This window comes from Photobacterium lipolyticum (assembly GCF_003026475.1).
GTDB lineage: Bacteria > Pseudomonadota > Gammaproteobacteria > Enterobacterales > Vibrionaceae > Photobacterium > Photobacterium lipolyticum.
Map to the genome: position 1 here is coordinate 33822 of NZ_PYMC01000022.1, position 21229 is coordinate 55050.

20 protein-coding genes are annotated in these 21229 nt (G+C 47.3%); 4 read left to right on the plus strand and 16 right to left on the minus strand.

Annotation, left to right across the window (positions count from 1 at the left end; all coding sequences use genetic code 11):
• Positions 1-2 precede the first annotated feature (2 nt).
• The 15 genes from ptsG to C9I89_RS20370 all read right to left on the minus strand — a co-directional run bounded on the left by ptsG (position 3) and on the right by C9I89_RS20370 (position 12626).
• Positions 3-1433, minus strand: a complete 1431-nt coding sequence (gene ptsG, locus C9I89_RS20300; protein ID WP_107285149.1) for a PTS glucose transporter subunit IIBC — start codon at positions 1431-1433, stop codon at positions 3-5.
• Between the two features lie 459 nt (positions 1434-1892).
• A complete protein-coding gene (locus tag C9I89_RS20305) occupies positions 1893-2669 on the minus strand; it encodes a TatD family hydrolase (RefSeq protein WP_107285150.1) in 777 nt (258 codons plus the stop codon).
• On the minus strand, positions 2659-3636 hold the full coding sequence (gene holB / locus C9I89_RS20310) for a DNA polymerase III subunit delta' (RefSeq protein WP_107285151.1): 978 nt from the start codon (positions 3634-3636) through the stop codon (positions 2659-2661). The genes C9I89_RS20305 and holB overlap by 11 nt, the downstream gene beginning before the upstream one ends.
• Before the next feature lies 1 nt (position 3637).
• A complete protein-coding gene (tmk, locus tag C9I89_RS20315) occupies positions 3638-4267 on the minus strand; it encodes a dTMP kinase (protein ID WP_107285152.1) in 630 nt (209 codons plus the stop codon).
• Entirely contained in the window at positions 4267-5277 is a 1011-nt protein-coding gene (gene mltG / locus C9I89_RS20320) for an endolytic transglycosylase MltG (RefSeq protein ID WP_107285153.1), read from the minus strand. The genes tmk and mltG overlap by 1 nt, the downstream gene beginning before the upstream one ends.
• Positions 5271-6080: an aminodeoxychorismate lyase gene (gene pabC / locus C9I89_RS20325; protein ID WP_107285154.1), complete on the minus strand. Its 810-nt coding sequence runs from the start codon at positions 6078-6080 to the stop codon at positions 5271-5273. Before pabC ends, mltG begins: the two co-directional genes overlap by 7 nt.
• An 80-nt stretch (positions 6081-6160) precedes the next feature.
• Positions 6161-7399: a beta-ketoacyl-ACP synthase II gene (fabF, locus tag C9I89_RS20330; protein WP_107285155.1), complete on the minus strand. Its 1239-nt coding sequence runs from the start codon at positions 7397-7399 to the stop codon at positions 6161-6163.
• 82 nt (positions 7400-7481) lie between these two features.
• Complete coding sequence (acpP, locus tag C9I89_RS20335) at positions 7482-7718, minus strand: acyl carrier protein (RefSeq protein ID WP_107253049.1); 237 nt, start codon at positions 7716-7718, stop codon at positions 7482-7484.
• A 159-nt stretch (positions 7719-7877) separates the two neighbouring features.
• Entirely contained in the window at positions 7878-8612 is a 735-nt protein-coding gene (gene fabG, locus C9I89_RS20340; protein ID WP_107285156.1) for a 3-oxoacyl-ACP reductase FabG, read from the minus strand.
• 23 nt (positions 8613-8635) lie between these two features.
• On the minus strand, positions 8636-9559 hold the full coding sequence (fabD, locus tag C9I89_RS20345; protein WP_107285157.1) for an ACP S-malonyltransferase: 924 nt from the start codon (positions 9557-9559) through the stop codon (positions 8636-8638).
• 25 nt (positions 9560-9584) lie between these two features.
• Positions 9585-10541 (minus strand): beta-ketoacyl-ACP synthase III, encoded by a 957-nt coding sequence (locus C9I89_RS20350; RefSeq protein ID WP_107285158.1) that lies wholly within the window; start codon positions 10539-10541, stop codon positions 9585-9587.
• Between the two features lie 5 nt (positions 10542-10546).
• Positions 10547-11572, minus strand: a complete 1026-nt coding sequence (gene plsX, locus C9I89_RS20355; RefSeq protein ID WP_107285159.1) for a phosphate acyltransferase PlsX — start codon at positions 11570-11572, stop codon at positions 10547-10549.
• A 9-nt stretch (positions 11573-11581) separates the two neighbouring features.
• Positions 11582-11752, minus strand: a complete 171-nt coding sequence (rpmF, locus tag C9I89_RS20360) for a 50S ribosomal protein L32 (protein WP_006231206.1) — start codon at positions 11750-11752, stop codon at positions 11582-11584.
• 24 nt (positions 11753-11776) lie between these two features.
• Positions 11777-12289, minus strand: coding sequence for a 23S rRNA accumulation protein YceD (gene yceD, locus C9I89_RS20365; protein ID WP_107285160.1), 513 nt, complete (start codon positions 12287-12289; stop codon positions 11777-11779).
• Positions 12290-12425: 136 nt separating this feature from the next.
• A complete protein-coding gene (locus C9I89_RS20370; RefSeq protein WP_107285161.1) occupies positions 12426-12626 on the minus strand; it encodes a hypothetical protein in 201 nt (66 codons plus the stop codon).
• Between the two features lie 86 nt (positions 12627-12712).
• On the opposite strand from C9I89_RS20370, the gene C9I89_RS20375 reads away from it, so the two are divergent.
• On the plus strand, positions 12713-13294 hold the full coding sequence (locus C9I89_RS20375) for a Maf family protein (RefSeq protein ID WP_107285170.1): 582 nt from the start codon (positions 12713-12715) through the stop codon (positions 13292-13294).
• 57 nt (positions 13295-13351) lie between these two features.
• Here the strand turns inward: C9I89_RS20375 and rluC are convergent, their stop codons facing one another.
• Positions 13352-14296, minus strand: a complete 945-nt coding sequence (gene rluC, locus C9I89_RS20380) for a 23S rRNA pseudouridine(955/2504/2580) synthase RluC (protein ID WP_107285162.1) — start codon at positions 14294-14296, stop codon at positions 13352-13354.
• 439 nt (positions 14297-14735) lie between these two features.
• Between rluC and rne the strand changes: the two genes are divergently transcribed.
• The 3 genes from rne (at position 14736) to cobT (ending at position 21211) form a co-directional block, all read left to right on the plus strand.
• A complete protein-coding gene (gene rne, locus C9I89_RS20385; protein WP_107285163.1) occupies positions 14736-18017 on the plus strand; it encodes a ribonuclease E in 3282 nt (1093 codons plus the stop codon).
• A 292-nt stretch (positions 18018-18309) separates the two neighbouring features.
• On the plus strand, positions 18310-19869 hold the full coding sequence (locus C9I89_RS20390) for a SulP family inorganic anion transporter (protein ID WP_107285164.1): 1560 nt from the start codon (positions 18310-18312) through the stop codon (positions 19867-19869).
• Positions 19870-20182: 313 nt separating this feature from the next.
• Positions 20183-21211 (plus strand): nicotinate-nucleotide--dimethylbenzimidazole phosphoribosyltransferase, encoded by a 1029-nt coding sequence (gene cobT / locus C9I89_RS20395; protein WP_107285165.1) that lies wholly within the window; start codon positions 20183-20185, stop codon positions 21209-21211.
• Positions 21212-21229: the final 18 nt, after the last annotated feature.

Genomic DNA, 21229 nt, shown 5'->3' on the forward strand with positions numbered 1-21229 from the left:
TCTTAGTGATTACGTATCCACTCATCCATGTCAGTTTTCAGGTTATCTGACTTAGTACCAAAGATAGCCTGAACCCCTCCCCCTGCGATAACTACCCCTGCTGCGCCTAATTTCTTCAGTTTATCCTGATCAACGTTGTCGATGCTTGCAACTGAAACACGCAGACGTGTGATACATGCATCCAGACCGGTAATGTTGTCTTTACCGCCGAATGCCATAACCAGCTCTTTCGCCATTTCAGACCCAGTAAAAGCAACTGCAGCCTCTTCTTCTTCCTCTTCTCGCCCTGGTGTTTTCAGGTCAAACTTCGCGATAACTGTACGGAACACGCCATAGTAGATAGCCGCGTAGATAAGGCCCACTAATGGGAACAACGCTATTTTCTGAGCGTTTGCAGAAAGAACCACAAAATCAATGAAACCATGCGAGAAAGACGTACCGTGCACCATCCCTAGCATGTTGGTCACTACAAATGCAGAACCCGCCAGTAACGCGTGAATTCCGTATAGAATTGGAGCAACAAACAAGAATGAGAATTCGATTGGCTCGGTAATACCCGTCAGGAATGACGTCAGTGCCGCAGAGATCATGATCCCGCCCACTTTCGCCCGGTTCTCAGGCTTCGCGGAATGCCAGATAGCGATTGCTGCCGCTGGCAGACCGTACATCTTGAACATGTAACCACCGGCAAGCTGTCCAAAGCCGTTACCGGCAAGACGAGTTGCTTCGTTAGCTTCAAGATAACAAGTCAGTACACCCGTACGTGCTTCACCCGCAGCATTGATACAGCTACCGGCTTCAAAGAAGAATGGGACATTCCAGATGTGGTGCAGACCAAATGGGATCAAAGAACGTTCAACAATACCGTAGATACCAAACGCAACCGTTGGGTTTTGTTCTGCAGCCCAGTGAGAGAATAATTCAATTGCCCCTCCGATTGGTGGCCAGATCACTGAAAGAACGACACCAAGACCAATTGCACAGAAACCGGTCATGATCGGTACAAAACGTTTACCTGCAAAGAAACCCAGGTAATCTGGCAGCTGAATACGGAAAAAACGATTAAAAGCCCATGCGGCCAAACCACCGACAAGGATACCGCCAAGTACCCCTGTATCGATTTTCTCTGCCCCCATCACGCTGGCCATCACGGCTAGCGTTGCCGTCATGATGCCGTAGCCAACGATAGCAGCCAGACCGGCAACCCCGTCGTTGTGCGTAAAGCCGAGTGCAACACCTACTGCAAACAATAGTGACATTTGACCAAATACGGAACCACCAGCTTGTTCCATAATCTGAGAAACAATTTCTGGCAGCCAGCTAAAGTTAGCGGCGCCAACTCCCAATAGAATACCGGCTACCGGCAGAACCGATACAGGCAACATAAGTGCCTTACCGACTTTCTGCAGGTTAGCAAAAAGATTCTTAAACATATTGTGCTCCTGAGTGCGATGTTTTATTTAGAGATCAATATACGTGCAAGCGATATACCCCCGCAGTCATAATGCTAGCACTACTTTTCTCATTTATTTCATTGTTACTATAAAACATAGCCTTAAATATGAGCTGACAGCAATCAAAACGCCCACGCGGCATCAAATAAAATTTCAAAATATAATCATGAAGGTCAATGCATCATGCTTACAAGCGGCCCAATTACCCAGCAACCCATTGTTTTAATGAATAAATAACAACCAGCAAAGAAGGCATTCTTTCAATTGCCACTAAGTTTTCGAAGGATTATTGCCAGATATCGGTTAGTTACCGTTTGTTCACTTAATGTTGTTAAGTGTATTAAATGTGAAAATGTCTCTAAACCAAAACATATTCACTAATTTGGAACAGGAGGAATAAAAAAGGAGCCCAGGCTCCTTTTTTAATCATCCAATGTTCTAACGTTCTGCTCGCGAAAAAAGTGTAAAGAAGTTATTGGTTGTGGCTTCTTCAACTTCTTCAACTGACACCCCTTTTAATAACGCGATGTACTGTGCGACTTCGCGTACATAAGCCGGTTGGTTTTGTTTCCCTCGATACGGAATTGGTGCAAGGTATGGGGAATCAGTTTCAACCAGCAAGCGTTCGAGTGGTAAGTTACTGACGACATTTTTGAGTTCGCTGGCCTTGTTGAAGGTTACAATACCTGAAATTGAGATGTAAAAACCTAACTCAACCGCTTCTTGTGCCATTTCCAGGCTCTCAGTGAAGCAATGCAATACTCCGCCGCACTTTTCAGCGCCTTCTTCACGTAAAATACGCATCGTATCTTCGCGCGCCATACGAGTATGGATGATCAATGGCTTATCCAGCTCTACCGCTAAACGTACATGCTGTCGGAAAATGTCCTGCTGTTGTCCTGCAAGTTCAGGCTGATAGTGATAATCCAACCCTGTTTCACCAATCGCAACAACACGTTCATGCTGTGCAAACGCCTTTAGCTGGTCAAAATCAAAACCTTCTTCAATATCCAGCGGATGTACACCGCAAGATGCGAACACATTTTCATGGGGTTCAATCATTGCCATCATTGAAGGAAAACTTTTTAGCGTAACCCCAACCGAAAGGAAGTAGTCGACACCACGCGATTTGGCCTTAGCTAACACATCATCAATCCCTGTATGAAGCTGCTCGTAATCTAATTTATCCAGGTGACAATGTGAATCAACTAACACTGTTATTCTCTCCTAAAAAACCGGTTAACCACTCGACAAGGAGCAGATCTGTATTTAATCCGCGTTGTTTTTCTAACATTCTATGTAATTCGTTAATCTTTCTTACCTGCTGTATTAAGACTGCAGGCGGCACAAGCCCGGCAACCGTTTGTACTTTAGCTAAAGACTCGCCGTGAACTAAGTATTCACTGACCCCTTGTTGAAGTTTAATACAGTCAACCATGAAATAGCTTAGCCACTTCAAGCTGGTAATACCTTCACCTGAACATAAACCAGCCACATCGTAGATACCGATATAAGGAGGTTGTAAAAATGCCGCAAAGGCGTCGATCAGATTACCATGGCGGATATCTTGACCTTGCTCGACAAACTGCATGGTTGCCAGAGGCGCACCGTTATTAAGACGGACCGCCTCTATCTTAATCGACTGCATTAACTGCTTTTCAACCCACCTCTTAACGTCCTGCTCATCCGGTGTTGTCAAACGCCATTTGTTACAACGACTCACAATCGTCGGTAACAAACTATCAAGCGACTGTGCCGTTAAAATAAACTGGCAGCCAGAAGGCGGCTCTTCAAGGGTTTTCAATATCGCATTAGCACCGGCTTCGCCCATCGCATCAGCGTGTTCAATCATGATCACCCGCTGACCAGCCAGTTGTGAGGTTTCCACCGCCCACCGATTACATTGACGAATGGCATCAACCCCAATTTGCTTGCCTTCTTGTTCTGGCTTCACAATATGGAAATCTGGATGGGTCTCAGCGGCAAACAACTGGCAGCTATGGCAAACTCCACAAGGCTCAGTATCGCAATTTTGGCACAACACCGTCTTCGCCAGCTGTTTAGCTAAAACCTCTCTTCCACTCCCCTTAGCAGAGAGCAGCAATACCGCATGATGCAGACGCCCCTGCCCCAGCAATTGCTGCCAGCTTTGCCACAATGATTGATGCCAAGGATAAAGCATATTATTGCTGCTCCAACCATCGAGTTAGTGCCTGCGTTATATCCGTGGTGACGGCTTCAAGTGACTGACTCGCATCAATGACCAATACCGTCGGATCATTTTCCGACAATTCAAGAAAACGCGCACGGGCACGGTGGAAGAAGTCAATGTTCATTTGCTCGATACGGTCTAACTCGCCGCGCCCACGCGCACGCTCAAGGCCAAGTACGGGATCGATATCCATGTAGATGGTGAGGTCCGGACGAAAATCACCCAGAACCGTATCACGCAAGTTTTCCATCAGCGCTTTATCGAAGCCTCGGCCGCCCCCCTGATAAGCTTGTGATGACATATCATGACGATCACCGACAACCCAACGACCTTGGGCCAGGGCTGGCTTAATGACGTTATCAACTAACTGAATACGTGCGGCGTACAACAATAGCAGCTCAGCCATATCGGTTAATGGCTCATCAGGATGACCTTCTTTTACCAACGTCCGCATTTGTTCGGCAAGTGGCGTACCGCCTGGTTCACGAGTTGATTCTGGATCATCAATACCGTGTGCTGCCAGAGTTTTAATCACTTGATTAATAGCCGTGCTCTTACCTGCGCCTTCAAGGCCTTCGATTACAATAAATTTACCAGTCATCAGTTTCTTAACGTCTTTAAATAAGCTCGTACAGCGCGGTTATGCTCTGTGAGTGATTTCGAAAATTTATGGCCGCCTTTACCATCAGCCACAAAATAAAGGTATGTACTTATTTCTGGATTCACAGCCGCCAGAACAGAAGCCTTGCTCGGCATCGCAATTGGTGTCGGCGGTAAGCCAAAAATAGTGTAGGTGTTATAAGGCGTCGGGGTGCGTAAATCCTTTCTGCGGATGTTACCGTCATATTTATCGCCCATACCATAGATCACGGTTGGATCCGTTTGCAGTCGCATTCCTTTAACCAGCCGGTTCATAAATACCGACGAAACTAATGTGCGCTCTGAATCTATCGCCGTTTCTTTTTCGATAATGGATGCCATTATCAGTGCATCATACGGGGATTTGAGGGGGATTTTGCTATCACGTGCCTGCCAGGCTTCGGCCAGCAGAGCAGTCATTTTCCGATAAGCACGCGTTAACAATTCAATATCCGTCGTGCCTTTAGTGTAATGATAGGTCTCAGGCAGCAGATAGCCTTCTAGTTTTTCTACATCGGCACCGATGGCTTTGGCAATCTCAGCTTCCGACATTCCTGCCGTTTTATATTCCAATGCCGGCGCCTGGCTGAGCTGAACCAGCCAGTCGACCAGGCGGTCACCTTCGACCAGAGTGATCACAAACTGGTGCTCTTTCCCTGACGTAATCACCGTAAGCGCATCACGTAAGCTCTGTGCCGGTAAAACTTGATAGGTACCCGCTTTAATCTGAGTCAGCTGAGGCTCGATTCTGCCTATCCAGCGCATCCACTGCGAAGGAGTGATCACTTCGGCATCGGCTAGCTGATTCAATAAACCACGAAAACTGGTTCCTGATTTGACCGTGATAAATACTTCCTGGTTGTTAATGACAGGCTGCTCCAGTGAGGCCTTAACTTGTTGGTATGACCAACCAACAGCTCCTGCGGCAATGACGCCCAACACCACTACAGCAATAACCAACTTCTTCAGCACGAATACAACCTCTTGTTCAATACACTGATCGCAGTACGCTCAGGAAAATCTCGACCATCAATTCTTGTCACAGGCACTAACGCCATCAGGGCATTAGTAATAAAGATTTCCTCGGCGCAAAGCAATCCCTCGAGCGTTTTTTTGACAAACTCTAAACAATACTCGGTACCTGCAATCAGCTCAATAACATGGGCTCGCATCACCCCGTGCACACCTGACACATCGAGCTCCGGGGTATAAATGATTTTGCCATTACGCCAGAAAACATTCGAAGCCGTGGTTTCCATGACATGCCCATTAACATCCAATACCACCGCATCTTGCCAACCGTTGCATTCAAGCTCTCGTTTCAGCAATACCTGTTCTAGGCGGTTTAGATGCTTAAGCCCGGCTAGCATCGGCACTAATCCCAATCGTTGCTCACTGACACCAAGTTCAATACCTTGCTGCTGCCACTGAGCGTAATGTTGCGGCCAGGAAAAATCAGATACGACAACCTGAGTATCATCACAGCCAATGGCGCTGTAACCCCGGCCACCGACACCACGACTGATCAGCACCTTAACCACTCCTTTGTCAGAGTAGCTTGCCGCTCGCTGATGCACGAGGCGAGCCAGCGCCCCCCAGTCGGGTTCTGTAATGTAAAGCGCCGAGACATTTTTTTGCAATCGCTGCAGATGTAACGGCCATAATCTAGGTTTACCCAGCTCCACTAAAATGGTGGTGAAGCAGCCGTCACCATATTGCATCGCGCGATCTGCAACCGGTACGGTAGTCTGTTCACAGCCGTTTATCAGTACCATTCTTACGCCTTACCCATACTGCATATAAAAAAACGGCCCGATACATGAGCATCGGGCCGTTCTATGATATCAGGTTATTGTTAGATTTTCTTAAACAGTAACGAACCGTTTGTGCCACCAAAACCAAAGGAGTTACACAGTGCGTACTCAAGGTTTACCTGGCGTGCTTCACCGGCAACGTAATCAAGATCACAACCTTCATCAGGATTATCCAGGTTGATTGTTGGCGGTACCGCCTGATCAACAAGAGACATCACGGAAATAATCGCTTCAACAGAGCCCGCGGCACCTAGCAGGTGACCGGTCATTGATTTGGTTGAAGAGACCAATACATCATTCACTGCCGCACCCATGGCACGCTTGATACCAAGAGTTTCAGCAACGTCACCTGCCGGCGTTGAAGTACCGTGTGCATTGATATAACCGATCTTGTCAGCATTGATACCTGCATCACGAAGGGTAGCTTCCATAGCCAGTGCACCACCAGAACCATCAGGTGTTGGTGATGTCATATGGTAAGCATCGCCACTCATACCAAAACCTACCAGTTCAGCATAGATATTAGCGCCACGAGCTTTAGCATGTTCGTATTCTTCTACAACCATCATGCCAGCACCATCACCCAGAACAAAACCGTCACGGTCTTTATCCCAAGGACGTGAAGCCGCTTGTGGGTCGTCATTACGAGTCGACAACGCTTTAGCAGCAGCAAAGCCGCCCATACCGAGTTCAGTCGATGCTTTTTCAGCACCACCGGCCAGCATGACGTCTGCATCGCCATATGCAATCATACGTGCTGCATGGCCAATGTTATGAAGGCCAGTAGTACAAGCAGTAGAGATAGCGATGTTAGGACCACGCAGACCATGCATGATAGACATGTGGCCCGCAATCATGTTTACGATTGTTGATGGAACAAAGAACGGGCTAATTTTGCGCGGACCTTTTTCCAAATATGCACGATGGTTTGATTCAATAAGACCAAGACCACCAATACCAGAACCGATAGCAACACCAATACGGTGTGCGTTTTCTTCTGTCACTTCAATGCCAGAATCTTTAAATGCTTGCACGCCAGCAGCAATGCCGTATTGGATAAACAGATCCATTTTACGGGCATCTTTCTTGGTCATGTATTCTTCAGGGTTAAAGTCTTTTACCATTCCGGCAAATTGAGTAGCGAACAAGCTAGCATCAAAGTGCTCAATCGTACTGATACCGCTGGTACCAGATAGTAAAGCCTTCCAAGAAGATTCAACCGAATTGCCAACAGGAGTTAGCATACCCATGCCAGTAACAACTACACGACGTTTGGACACGATTAATTTCTCCGGGTATTGAGGGGGTTTAACAGATTTAAAAAAATCAGGCGGTCATGGTGACCGCCTGGGGATGTTCTTATTACTCAGAAGCGCTGTTTACGTAGTCGATTGCAGCTTGAACTGTAGTAATTTTTTCAGCTTCTTCGTCAGGAATCTCAGTATCGAATTCTTCTTCAAGAGCCATTACTAGTTCAACTGTATCTAGTGAATCAGCACCTAGATCGTCAACGAAAGAAGCTTCGTTTTTAACTTCTGCTTCGTCTACGCCTAGTTGCTCAATGATGATTTTTCTTACGCGATCTTCGATGTTGCTCATACTAATATATTTCCTTAAAACAAGAATTCGCTAATGCGATTTGCTGTAGTTTATTCATTACGGCAAAAGTTGCAAGACTCTCATTGCTGGTCAAACCACGATTTTGCCTTAAAACATGGTGAGTTTGACTTGCGTCATCAAGTATTGCAACTTTTTTGATTAAATCATGTACATGCCGCCGTTAACATGCAGTGTCTCACCGGTTACATAAGCAGCATCGTCAGACGCTAAAAAAGCGACTGCTGCTGCAATTTCACGCGGATCACCCAAGCGGCCAGCTGGTACGTTAGCTAGTGTAGCAGCCCGTTGCTCATCATTCAGGGCTTTTGTCATATCAGTTTCAATAAAGCCAGGCGCAACCGCATTCACGGTAATGCCTCGCGATGCGACTTCACGCGCCATCGACTTGGTGAAACCAATCAAACCGGCTTTCGCTGCTGCGTAGTTCGTCTGTCCTGCGTTACCCATGGTACCCACCACAGAGCCAATGCTGATAATACGGCCATGACGTTTTTTCATCATCGCACGCAATACCGCTTTAGACAGGCGGAAAACAGATGTCAGGTTAGTATCGAGGATATCTTGCCATTCGTCATCTTTCATACGCATAAGCAGGTTGTCACGAGTGATACCCGCGTTATTAACCAAAATATCAACATCGCCAAACTGTTCTTTAATCTGTTTTAGCGTATCAGCAATTGATTCAGGTGACGTCACGTTCAGGGCTAGACCTTTACCGTTATCACCTAAATATGCACTAATGGCTTCTGCACCATTCTCAGATGTTGCGGTACCAATAACGATAGCGCCACGCTCAACCAAAATTTCGGCTATCGCACGGCCGATACCGCGGCTAGCGCCCGTTACCAGAGCAACTTTACCTTCCAGGCTCATTGTTATTCCTCTTTAGCTAATACTTACTTAGCGGCTTCTAAACTTGCCGGATCATTGACAGCGGCACCGCCAAGTGCGCGATTAATACGTTTTGTAAGGCCCGTCAATACTTTGCCAGGCCCCATTTCAAATAGTTGTTCTATGCCTTCGCCAGCCATACGCTCAACAGATTCAGTCCAGCGAACCGGGCCGTATAACTGTTTAACCAATGCCAGCTTAATGGCTGCAGGATCGGTCTCGGTCTGCACATCCGCATTATTGATGACAGGAATTGACGGCGTATTAAAATGAATGCTTTCTAACGCCACTGCCAACTTCTCTGCCGCGGGCTTCATCAGCTCACAGTGAGAAGGAACAGAAACCGGCAATGGAAGTGCGCGCTTTGCGCCAGCTTCTTTACACAATACGTTTGCACGCTCTACGGCTTCTTTATTACCGGCAATAACCACTTGTCCCGGTGAGTTAAAGTTAACCGGTGAAACAACCTGATCTTGCGCGGCGTCTTCACATGCTTTAGCGATTGCGTCGTTATCTAAACCGATGATTGCAGACATTGCGCCGACGCCAGCTGGAACAGCTTCTTGCATAAGCTGACCACGAAGTTCAACAAGCTTAACCGCTTCTTTGAAGTCGATAACACCAGCACACACCAATGCGGAGTATTCTCCCAGGCTATGACCAGCCAGTACTGCCGGCTGCTCACCACCCTGTTGTTGCCATACACGCCAGATAGCAACAGAAGCGGTCAATAGCGCAGGCTGAGTGCGGTGAGTCTGATTCAGGTCTTCCGCGGGGCCGTTTTGAATCAACGCCCACAGGTCATAACCAAGAGCTTCAGATGCTTCAGCAAAAGTTTGCTTAACAACATCAAATTGCTCTGCCAGCTCTGCCAGCATGCCTACCGCCTGAGAACCCTGCCCAGGAAAAACAATCGCGAACTTAGACATTCGAGGATCCTTAATTTTTATTTTGTTAAAACTTAACTAATGCCGAGCCCCAAGTGAAACCGCCACCAAAAGCTTCCAGCAACAAGGTCTGGCCACGCTGAATGCGACCATCACGCACGGCTTCATCAAGCGCCGTCGGTACCGTTGCTGCTGAAGTATTGCCATGGCGATCAAGGGTAACAACCACCTGATCCATGGACAGAGACAGTTTTTTTGCCGTGGCCGAAATAATTCGCAAATTGGCTTGATGAGGGACTAACCAATCAAGCTCTGACTTATCCATATCATTAGCGGCTAACGTATTTTTCACTAAATTTGACAGCTGAGTAACGGCGACTTTAAAGACTTCATTACCGGCCATATAGAGCCATTGGTCATCAGTAAATGGTTGCCCGTGTTCCGGCGTTGCCAGGCTTAGCAGGCCACCAAAATGACCATCCGCATGCAGGTGAGTCGAAATAATACCCGGCTCTTCACTCGCGCCCACAACCACAGCACCAGCAGCATCACCAAACAAAATGATCGTTGAACGATCTTCCGGATCACATTTATGTGACAGAGCATCAGCACCAATCACCAGCACATTTTTTGCCATCCCGGTCTTGATGTGCTGATCAGCAATGCTTAACGCATAGACAAAACCAGAACACGCGGCTGCAATATCGAATGCAGGACAGCCTTTAATATCTAACATGCCCTGAACCTGACAAGCGGCAGAAGGGAAGGAATGGCTGGCACTGGTCGTCGCGACAATAATAAGATCAATCTCTTCTTTATCAATACCCGCCATTTCGATAGCGTTTAAAGAAGCTTGATACCCCATCACGGCGACGGTTTCATCCGCCGCAGCAATGCGTCGCTCACGGATCCCGGTACGAGCAACAATCCATTCATCACTGGTCTCGACCATCTGTTCTAAGTCGGCGTTAGAACGCACTTGGGCTGGCAGGTAGCTGCCTGTACCTAAAATTTTGCTATACATGAAGACTAATATGGCCTCTCGAGTAATACTTCTTCCAAACGGTCACTAATTTTTGTCGGTATTTGCCGTTTGATCTCGTGTACCGCTTCGCCAATTGCATTAGCGAAAGCGGGAATATCAGCACTTCCGTGGCTTTTGACCACAATACCGCGCAATCCTAACAGACTTGCGCCGTTGTACTGGTCGGGGTTCAACTGTTTGAGGCTAACAAATAGGTCACGAAACAACCATTTAGCCACTAAACGTTTAATTGGATTGCCGGTAACGGCCTGCTTAATACTATTGATAAAGAGATTCGCAACCCCTTCACTGGTTTTAAGGCTGACATTTCCAACAAAACCATCACAGACAATCACATCCGCTTTGCCTGCGTATAATTGGTCACCTTCAATGTAGCCTATATAGTGAATATCTGGCGAGCTACTGAGCATTTCGGCACAGCGCTTAACCAAATCATTGCCTTTTATCTCTTCTTCACCAATGTTGAGTAGCGCAACGCGGGGTTTCGACGCTAAACATTGTTCGGCGAGCACCGAGCCCATTACCGCAAATTGAAACAGAGTATCGGCATCGCAGGAGACATTTGCACCAAGATCTAACAACCAGGTCTTATGCTTGCTGTGAGTTGGTATCGCTGTCACCAATGCAGGCCGTTCGATGCCAGGCAACTGCTTTAGAGTATAGCGAGACAGCGCCATTAAAGCCCCGGTATTACCGGCACTGACACAGGCATCGGCATTGCCTTCTGCAACGGAGTCTAAAGCCATCCGCATGGAAGTGCCTTGGCTACGGCGTAATGCTTGTGACGGACGAGTATCATTGGCGATAGTCTGTTCACTATGAATAATGGTGATTCGAGGGTTGCTAGGTTGATTCAGGAGAGATAGCTGAGATGTGATCGCACTTTGATCACCATAGAGAATAATTTTTAGCTCCGGGTATTGTAACAGTGCCTGCACGGCGGCAGGCACTGTTACATGAGGACCGAAATCCCCACCCATTGCATCAAGTGCAACGGTTAGACCAGTCAAGGCTCAACCTTATTTGTTGATAACCTTGCGGCCGCGGTAGAAACCGTCAGCAGTCACATGGTGACGTAGGTGGGTTTCACCGCTTGCTGAATCTACAGATACAGCTGCAGTTGTTAGTGCATCGTGTGAACGACGCATACCACGTGCTGCACGTGATTTTTTGCTCTTTTGTACGGCCATTAACCCTACTCCTTAAATAAACTCTTAACTTCGATTTTTCAATACTGCAAACGGATTCGGACGCTCATCAGCAATGGGGATCTCACCAAAAGTCATGTTTCCGCTGGCTTTACAGTCAGCTTCATCATGCATAGCGACTTGAGGCAACTCTAGAATCAACTCATCTTCGATGATTTGAAGCAGATTGATCTCACCATTTTCGTCGACTTCAGCCGGCTCATAAGCTTCCGGAAACTCGTCTTCTTCCTCTGGTTTGAGGAGCGGACTATAACAGAATTCCACACTAACAGTGTGATTGAACCCTTCCTGGCATCGCTGACAGGTCAATACCACTTCAACATCTGCACGACCGTGCATAAATGCGAGGTGACGTCGGTCAAAGTCAAATGACAAGGTGACGTTTGCATCACTTACTACGCTCTGAGTGGATTCAGCCAGACGTGTCAGTAACTCGGCTTTGATGATGCCATCAAAATCAAGCATTTTCTGAGCAGCGCGGACCGGATCGACCGTTAGCGGCAATTTTACCTTTTGCATAGGGCGCGAATATTAGCCTTCTAATTTGTTTGAGTCAAAGGAAATGTGTACGAATTAACAGCTTTTAGCCATTTCATCTGCTTGCCTTAAACACGTCGAGGTTTAAGATCCACCTTCCCATCGGATGAACGGTTATTTACCAGTGACTCAACCACTTGCTCCCTTCATCTAAAGCGGATAAATAACCGACAAATACAGTTTGAAAATCACTCAACACGGCAGCATTAGTGCTATCTGTGCCCAGTTTAATCACCGCTTTTTTAAACCGTGATTCTATCGCTTTTTCTTTGGGACAATACCGGAGTATTAATGCCCTCCTCTCGTCACGAATGACCATGACAAGCTCATGGAAAAAGTGAAAAACTCGCATCTCTTATCTGAGCTGGTTAAACTATTGTGACCATCCACCAATCAGATACCACCATGACTCAACCTTTGCTACTTGCATCAACCTCCCCTTTCAGAAAAGCGCTACTGGAAAAATTCCAGTATCCATTCGAAACCACCAGCCCGGAGATCGATGAAAGTGCTCTTCACGGAGAATCAGCAGAAGATCTGGTTAAAAGATTAGCAGAGCAAAAAGCAAAAGCCTGTGAAAACAATTTTCCTGATCATCTAATTATTGGTTCAGATCAGGTCTGTGTCATCAACGGGCGCATTGTCGGCAAACCCCACACCGTTGAAAACGCATGCCAGCAACTCAAAGCCGCTAGCGGACAAACGGTAACGTTCTATACCGGTTTGTGTCTATATAATGCCAAAACCAAACAGAGCGACATACTTTGTGAACCTTTCCATGTGCACTTCAGAGAACTATCTGAACAAGAAATTCGTCACTATGTCGAACGTGAGATGCCATTAAACTGCGCTGGCAGCTTTAAGAGTGAAGGGTTAGGTATCGCTCTATTTAACAAGCTCGATGGCCGTGACCCTAACACCCTCGTCGGCTTACCATTGATGGCACTACGTGAACAGCTCGCCAAACAAGGCGTTGATATCCTATAGCGGCGAGTAACGAGAATTGTGGGCTCATAGCTAGGTTACACGCATCTCGTATCTCAACTACTGCTTACGCAATTGTTCAATTGCACGATTTAACGTCGCATCCATAGGTGCACTGATATCTACCAGCTCTTCTGTCTGCGGGTGCGTAAACTTAATATTCGCCGCATGCAGGAACAAACGCCCCAGACCGACTTTTTTCGTGTAAGCATCAAAACGCGGATCACCATAGCGGTCATCCCAGGCAATAGGGTGGCCGGCGTACTGACAATGAACACGAATTTGATGCGTTCGTCCAGTGACAGGGCTAGCCTGCACTAACGTCGCCTGTTCAAAGCGCTCTAATACTTTAAACCGAGTATCCGACGCTTTCCCGTTAGGATTAACACGCACAATACTGTTCACTTCATTTTTCAATAAAGGTGCGGTTACCTTTTTGCAGCTGGCTTTCCATTCGCCCATCACCAAGGCGAAGTAATACTTCTGCACCGTTTTATTGCGGAACTGCTCTTGCAGTCTGCGCAACGCTGAACGTTTTTTTGCGATCAGTAAGATACCAGAGGTATCACGGTCGATACGGTGAACCAGTTCGAGGAACCTTGCGTCCGGGCGCAATGCACGCAGCGCTTCAATGGCACCGAACTTCAGCCCGCTACCACCATGAACCGCAGTCCCGGATGGTTTGTTCAGGATCAGCATATAATCGTCTTCATAGATGATACATGATTCCAGTTCAGCCACTTTAGTCAGCTTTGTACTGACCGGAGCCTGATTTTCCGGCTCCGGTACAAAAACCGGCGGGACTCGAACCAGATCACCGTCTTGTAACTTATATTCAGGTTTTATGCGTTTTTTGTTTACTCGCACCTCACCTTTGCGCACAATGCGATAAATCATACTTTTTGGAACGTTTTTAAGCCGAGCGCGGAGAAAATTATCGATCCGCTGGCCAGCAAAGTCATCGGATATCTCGATGAATTGCACTTTTGGTTTATCTTCTTTCATAGGTTTTGATTGTATCATGCATGCAAAGCAGATTGCCGCAAAAAAGTCACCCTGCTATCATTGCGTACAGGGTAGGGAAATATGCCTACTTTAATGACAAGGTGAGCAAAAGCCCACCTGAATGACTATTTCTTATGCAGCTCTAGTGATATACGCAGCACACGGCGTAAGACGTTATGGTCGCTAGAGCCATTATTAGCGCGTCAGATTATAAATTTTTTATTGGTGTGATAGATACAACCGCGTCGAAGCGGTGATACCAGCGATATATTTCAGATCTAACCATCTCGATACCGTTGGATGATAAGTGTTGCCAGAAGCACTCCTGAATTTCCAGCCGTGAGGCTGCACTCGTACATAAGACTTGGAGTCCGGCACCACCGATAAAGCATTTTTAATTAGCTCGCTAAAACAACGACAATAAAACGAGTACAATATAATGAAAAGAATGTTGATTAACGCGACTCAGAAGGAAGAGTTGCGCGTCGCATTAGTTGATGGGCAGAAGCTCTTCGATCTTGATATCGAAAGCCCTGGCCACGAATCTAAAAAAGCAAATATCTATAAAGGCCGTATCACCCGCATCGAACCAAGCCTGGAAGCTGCGTTTGTTGACTATGGCGCTGAACGTCACGGTTTTCTTCCTCTTAAAGAGGTTGCTCGCGATTACTTCCCAGCTAACTACTCTTACCAGGGCCGTCCTAACATCAAGGAAGTGCTGAAAGAAGGTCAGGAAGTTATCGTTCAGGTAGACAAAGAAGAACGTGGTAATAAAGGTGCGGCTCTCACCACTTTTATCTCACTGGCTGGTAGCTACCTTGTTCTGATGCCTAATAATCCTCGTGCTGGCGGTATTTCTCGTCGCATCGAAGGTGAAGAACGTACCCAACTCAAAGCAGCACTTAGTACGCTAGAACTGCCAAATGGCATGGGCTTAATCGTTCGTACTGCGGGTGTAGGCAAATCGGGGGAAGAACTGGAGTGGGATCTAAACGTTCTGCTTAATCACTGGAGTGCCGTTAAAGAAGCCGCAGACTCAAACCCTGCACCTTTCCTTATCCACCAGGAAAGTAATGTAATTGCTCGTGCAATTCGCGATTATCTACGTCGTGATATCGGTGAAATTCTTATCGATAGCCCGAAAATCTTCGATCGTGCACGTGATCACATTAAGCTTATTCGTCCTGATTTCCTGTCTCGAGTAAAACAGTACGAAGGCGAAGTACCGCTATTTAGCCACTACCAGATTGAAAGCCAGATTGAATCTGCGTTCCAGCGTAATGTTCATCTGCCATCTGGTGGCTCCATTGTTATCGATCCGACTGAAGCATTAACATCTATCGATATCAACTCAGCGCGTGCGACTAAAGGCAGTGATATTGAAGAAACTGCACTGCAAACAAACCTTGAAGCGGCAGATGAAATTGCGCGTCAACTTCGTTTGCGTGATTTAGGCGGCCTTGTTGTTATTGACTTTATCGATATGACGCCGGTTCGTAATCAGCGTGAAGTTGAGAATCGTCTGCGTGAAGCAGTACGTATGGACCGTGCACGTGTGCAAATTGGTCGTATTTCTCGCTTCGGTCTGCTTGAAATGTCACGTCAGCGTTTAAGCCCGTCACTGGCTGAAGCAAGTCACCACGTGTGTCCTCGCTGTACCGGTACCGGTGTTGTGCGTGATAACGAATCACTGTCATTGTCTATCCTTCGTCTGATTGAAGAAGAGGCGCTGAAAGACAACAGTGCACAGGTTTTGGCCATTGTACCGGTTGCAGTTGCTTCATACCTGTTGAACGAAAAACGTCGTTCTGTTCAACATATTGAGAAGTATCACAAAGTTCGTGTTGTGATCGTACCTAATTCTGATATGGAAACACCTCACTTTGAAGTGATGCGTGTACGCGAAGGTGATGAGAAAGATACACTTTCTTACCACATTCCAAAGATTATCGATGAACTGAAAGAAGCTGAAGCAGCAGAATCTCCGCAGCAAGAGCGTATTGTTAAAAAACGCGAAGAGCCTGTACTGCAAGGTTTTGCTGCACCAAAAGAACCTGCGCCAATTGCTAAGAAGCCTCAGGCATCGGCTAAAATTGAAACAGAGCAGAAACCAGGCCTGTTCAGTCGTCTTTTCTCTGCATTAACTGATCTTTTCTCTGGTCAAGCTGAAGCAGTACCAGAGAAGAAAGCGACAGAAGAAAAAGACGACCGCAGCCGCCGCGATAACCGCCGCGATGGCCGCCGCGATAGCCGCCGCGATAACCGCCGCGATGGTCGCCGCGATGGTCGCCGCGATGGTCGCCGCGATAGCCGACGTGATGACGATGCTTCACGTAAGAATCGTAACCGTCAGGAAGCTGATGGTGAGCAACGTCAACAACGTCGTCGCCAGGAAAAGCCAAAGCAAGATCAACAACCGCAAGCGGAGAAGCAAACTAAACAACGTCCGCAGCGTGACGAAGCGAAGCGTCAGCCACGTAAAGACGAGTCCAAACCTCAGAAGCCACGTCATCAGGAAGAACAACAAGTTAAAGTTGAAAAGCCTGTCCTCGACGAGCCACGTGTTACTGAGCAAGAAAAAGCCGCGAAAGTGAAACAACGCCGTCAGCGTCGTCAGCTTCGTAAAAAAGTACGCATCACAGATGACGTCGACAATGCGCCAGTACAAACCCCGGCCGCTCAGACAGAAATAGCGGAAGAGAATAAAGTCGCTTCTCCTTTGCAGGAAATGGGTACGGCTGTTGCCAAAGAAGCATTAGCTCAAGATGTTCAGGTTGATAACGAGCAGCAAGAACAGAACAATGAGCAGGAAGGTGGTCAGCGCCGTAATCGACGTTCTCCACGTCATCTACGTGCCAGCGGTCAACGCCGTCGTCGTATGCGTGATACCAAGGTTGAAAAAACCGACTTTGTTGATCAGGCAGTTACTGATGCTGTAGGCCATGCTGTTGAAGAAGCTTCAGATACATTAAACAATCTGGAAAATGTTGTTTCAGTTGTAGAGAAGCCTAAATCGTCCCGTCCAGTTTCAGGTGTCGCATCTCCGGAAATGGCAATGGGTAAAGTTTGGTGTCGTGCAGCTAAACCTGTCGTAGAAGCCGTTGAACCAACAGCTGAAGTTGCTGAAGCAGCACCTCTTACTGAGGCTCCTGTTGTTGAAACCGCACCTGCTGCTGAAGCAGTAACCGCTGAAATCGTTGATGCGAAAGAAACGGTTCAAACAACTTTAGGTGGCGTTGCAATGCCTGAACTGGCAATGGGTAAAGCGTTCCCGCTTCGTCCTGCTGCCAAGGCTCAGGTTGCAGACGCGATTGAGACCGTTGAAGCTAAAACAACCGCAGAGCCCGTCGCCGAAAGCGTTGAACCTGCTTTCTCCTCAACACCGGTTGCTGAAGAGAAAGAGGCTGATATTGCTGAATCCACTGTGATAGAGCCTGTGGTTGTAGAGCCTGTTGTTGTAGAGCCTGTTGTTGCAGCCGAAGCACCTGTCGCAAAACCTGTCACAGTGAAAGGTACGCATGCAGCAGTAACATCAACAGCACCTCGTGGACGCCATACCACATCTCCGATGGTTAAAGCGCCGGCACCCGCAGAAACTGATGAGGTGGAGGTTGTTGCCTGTGCTCCTGTGCGCGAAGCACGAGCTAAAACTCGTCAAGCGGGCAGTACAACTGCCACGAGCACAGCGACGGCACCGATGACGAAGCCTTCGCTAGACTAAGTTCCATAAACCGAAAAAAGCCATGCTTTAAGCATGGCTTTTTTTTACCTTAAATTCAGCAATGCGAAAATCATAATTTTTCACCCTTAACCCATGTCATATCAAACTTTCATGCTAATTTTGACGTTTCTGTAAAGTTATTTAGTATGAAAGTTGAACCAAATCACATATTTCTGTAGGATTCGCGTCTTTCAATGCTCAGTAATACCAACCGTATTAAATAACTGAACATTCAGCGCAGTTACTTAATGCGATTGATATCATCAACCGGACTGAAACAAAACTTACTATAATGTTTGAATTTCCTCAATTTTCACACCACTCTGTCAAAAATGACATACTCTCGGGTTTGACCGTTGCGTTAGCCCTAATTCCTGAAGCCGTTGCCTTTGCCTTTGTGGCCGGTGTCGACCCTATGGTTGGCCTGTATGCTGCTTTCATTGTCGGTATCATCACGGCTATTTTAGGCGGTCGCCCCGGTATGATTTCTGGTGCAACGGGTGCTATGGCCGTTGTAATGGTCAGCCTTGTCTCTGAACATGGTGTTCAATACCTGTTTGCCGCCATTATGCTGGCTGGCGTGTTCCAGATTCTGGCAGGCATTTTCAAACTCGGTAAATTCATCCGCATGGTGCCGCACCCTGTGATGATCGGTTTTGTTAACGGTCTGGCCATCGTTATATTCCTTGCTCAGTTAGGCCAATTCAAAGTACCTGATGCTACAGGTGCACTTGAGTGGATGCAGGGCTCTCAGCTGTACATCATGTTAGGCCTTGTTGCCCTGACGATGTTCATCATCCATTTTTTGCCAAAACTCACAACAGCAGTACCTTCTTCTCTTGTGGCCATTATTACCGTTACTGTGCTTGTGAACGTTCTGGGGCTTGATTCCCGTACCGTTGTCGACTTCGTTCGCGCTATGAGTGGTGATGTTAATGCAACCCTGGCCGGTACACTGCCAAGCTTTGCTTTACCGGAAGTCGGTTTCAATATGGAAACCCTGCGTATTATCCTTCCTTATTCATTGATCCTTGCTGCTGTGGGTTTGATTGAATCACTACTGACTCTGACAGTTATTGATGAAATGACAGGAACTCGTGGTCAAGGTAACCGTGAATGTGTAGGTCAGGGTATTGCCAATATGACCTGTTCAGTCTTCGGCGCCATGGGTGGTTGTGCGATGATTGGTCAGTCTATGATCAACATTAACTCTGGAGGTCGCGGTCGTCTGTCTGGTATCTCTGGTGCGGTTGGCTTGTTGTGCTTCATTCTTTTCGGTTCGGCACTGATTGAGATGATCCCGCTGGCAGCACTGGTCGGTGTAATGTTCATGGTAGTGATCGGTACCTTCGAGTGGGCAAGCTTTAAGATGGCCCGCAAGGTACCGAAGCATGACTTCTTCACGATCATTCTGGTGACTTGCGTCACTGTTGCTGCCGACCTTGCCGTTGCGGTTATCGTTGGTGTTATCTATTCTGCGCTGGTATTCGCCTGGGATCACGCTAAGCATGTTTACGCAGCAACGCATACTGATGAGAAAGGCACTAAGATCTACGAAGTAAATGGTCCGATTTTCTTTGGTTCTGTTTCTCACTTCCAGGAGCTGTTCGACGCGAAAAGCGACCCTAAAGATGTCATCATTGATTTTGCTAAATCGCGTGTCGCTGATCATTCTGCGATTGAAGCAATTGATACCATCGCTGAGCGTTATGCCAGCCAGGGCAAAACATTGCATATCCGTCATTTAAGCCCAGAGTGCCGTGGCTTACTGAAAAAAGCCGGTAATCTGGTTGAAGTTAATATGCTGGAAGATCCAACCTATAAAGTTGCAACAGATACCTTAGGGGGATAATCCCCTTTCTGGTCGGCTTCACCTGCAATACTGAAAACTGATACTGTCAGCTTCAAGCTGACAACATAGAAACGCCCGCGATTGCGGGCGTTTTTTTCTGAAATTTTTCATTGCTTTGTATCCTTCTCTCCCGCAAAATTTCTCTTGCTGTCTCATCTATACCCAAACTACTTCAAGCTGCTGAACTCTGCAGCTTGAAGTAGTTTGGGTATAGGCAGTTCATCACATTAAACGTTCCTGACTCACTGGCTACCATTATTGGTCACTAGTGCAACTGCCTTATTACTTTGCCTGCCACAAGGAGAGCGGTTCCATGTTTACCATCACCCGACCAGACACCATGCTTTCAGCACAGATTCAGAATAAAATTAACAATAAAACCAAGCCATTAGGGTCTCTAGGACAATTAGAAACGGTTGCAATGCAGCTAGCGCTCATTCAGCAAACTGAGACCATTTCGGTCAACCAGCCTCACCTGCTAGTCTTTGCTGGTGATCATGGAATTGCCCGGCATGGCCTGAGCATCGCTCCAAGCGAAGTGACGGGGCAGATGGTCGCTAACTTCCTTGCCGGAGGCGCAGCCATTAACTGCTTCTGCCGAACCAATAATATGGCATTAAAGGTCATTGATGCCGGCATTAAAGCTGAGCCCGCAGATCATCACCACCTGATCAAACACCGTTTGGGCCATGGCACCGCTGATTTCAGCCAGCAACCCGCAATGCCTGTTGATACCGCACTGCAAGGCATAAAGTATGGTGCCGACATCGTTGATACACTTTCTCGGCAAGGCTGTAATTTGGTTGGGTTTGGCGAGATGGGGATCGGCAATACCAGCAGTGCATCGGCCATTATGGCAGCTTTGCTGGGTATTCCTGCCGATGAATGCGTTGGCCGCGGTACCGGGATCGATGATCAGCAGATGCAGCGTAAAGTTGACCTGATCACTCAGGCACTCGACCTGCATAAAGACCGCTTTAATGATCCTTTGCACATACTTGCAAGCATCGGTGGATTTGAAATTGCTCAAATTGTCGGCGGTATGTTGAAAGCGGCTGAAAATAAAATGGTGGTACTCGTCGATGGATTCATTTCAACCGCTGCCGCAATGATTGCTGTCAGTATGCATCCCGAGGCGAACGCTTACTTCATTTACTGCCATTGCTCGGAAGAGTCTGGTCACCAGCGTATGCTGCAGCATCTTGAAGCAACCCCATTATTGAACCTGGGGCTACGCCTGGGCGAGGGAACCGGGGCAGCCCTGGCACTGCCGATTATCGAATCTGCCTGTACTTTCTATAATGAAATGGCCAGCTTCACCGATGCAGGAGTCACGGTGTGAGCCAGCAAAACACTGAAC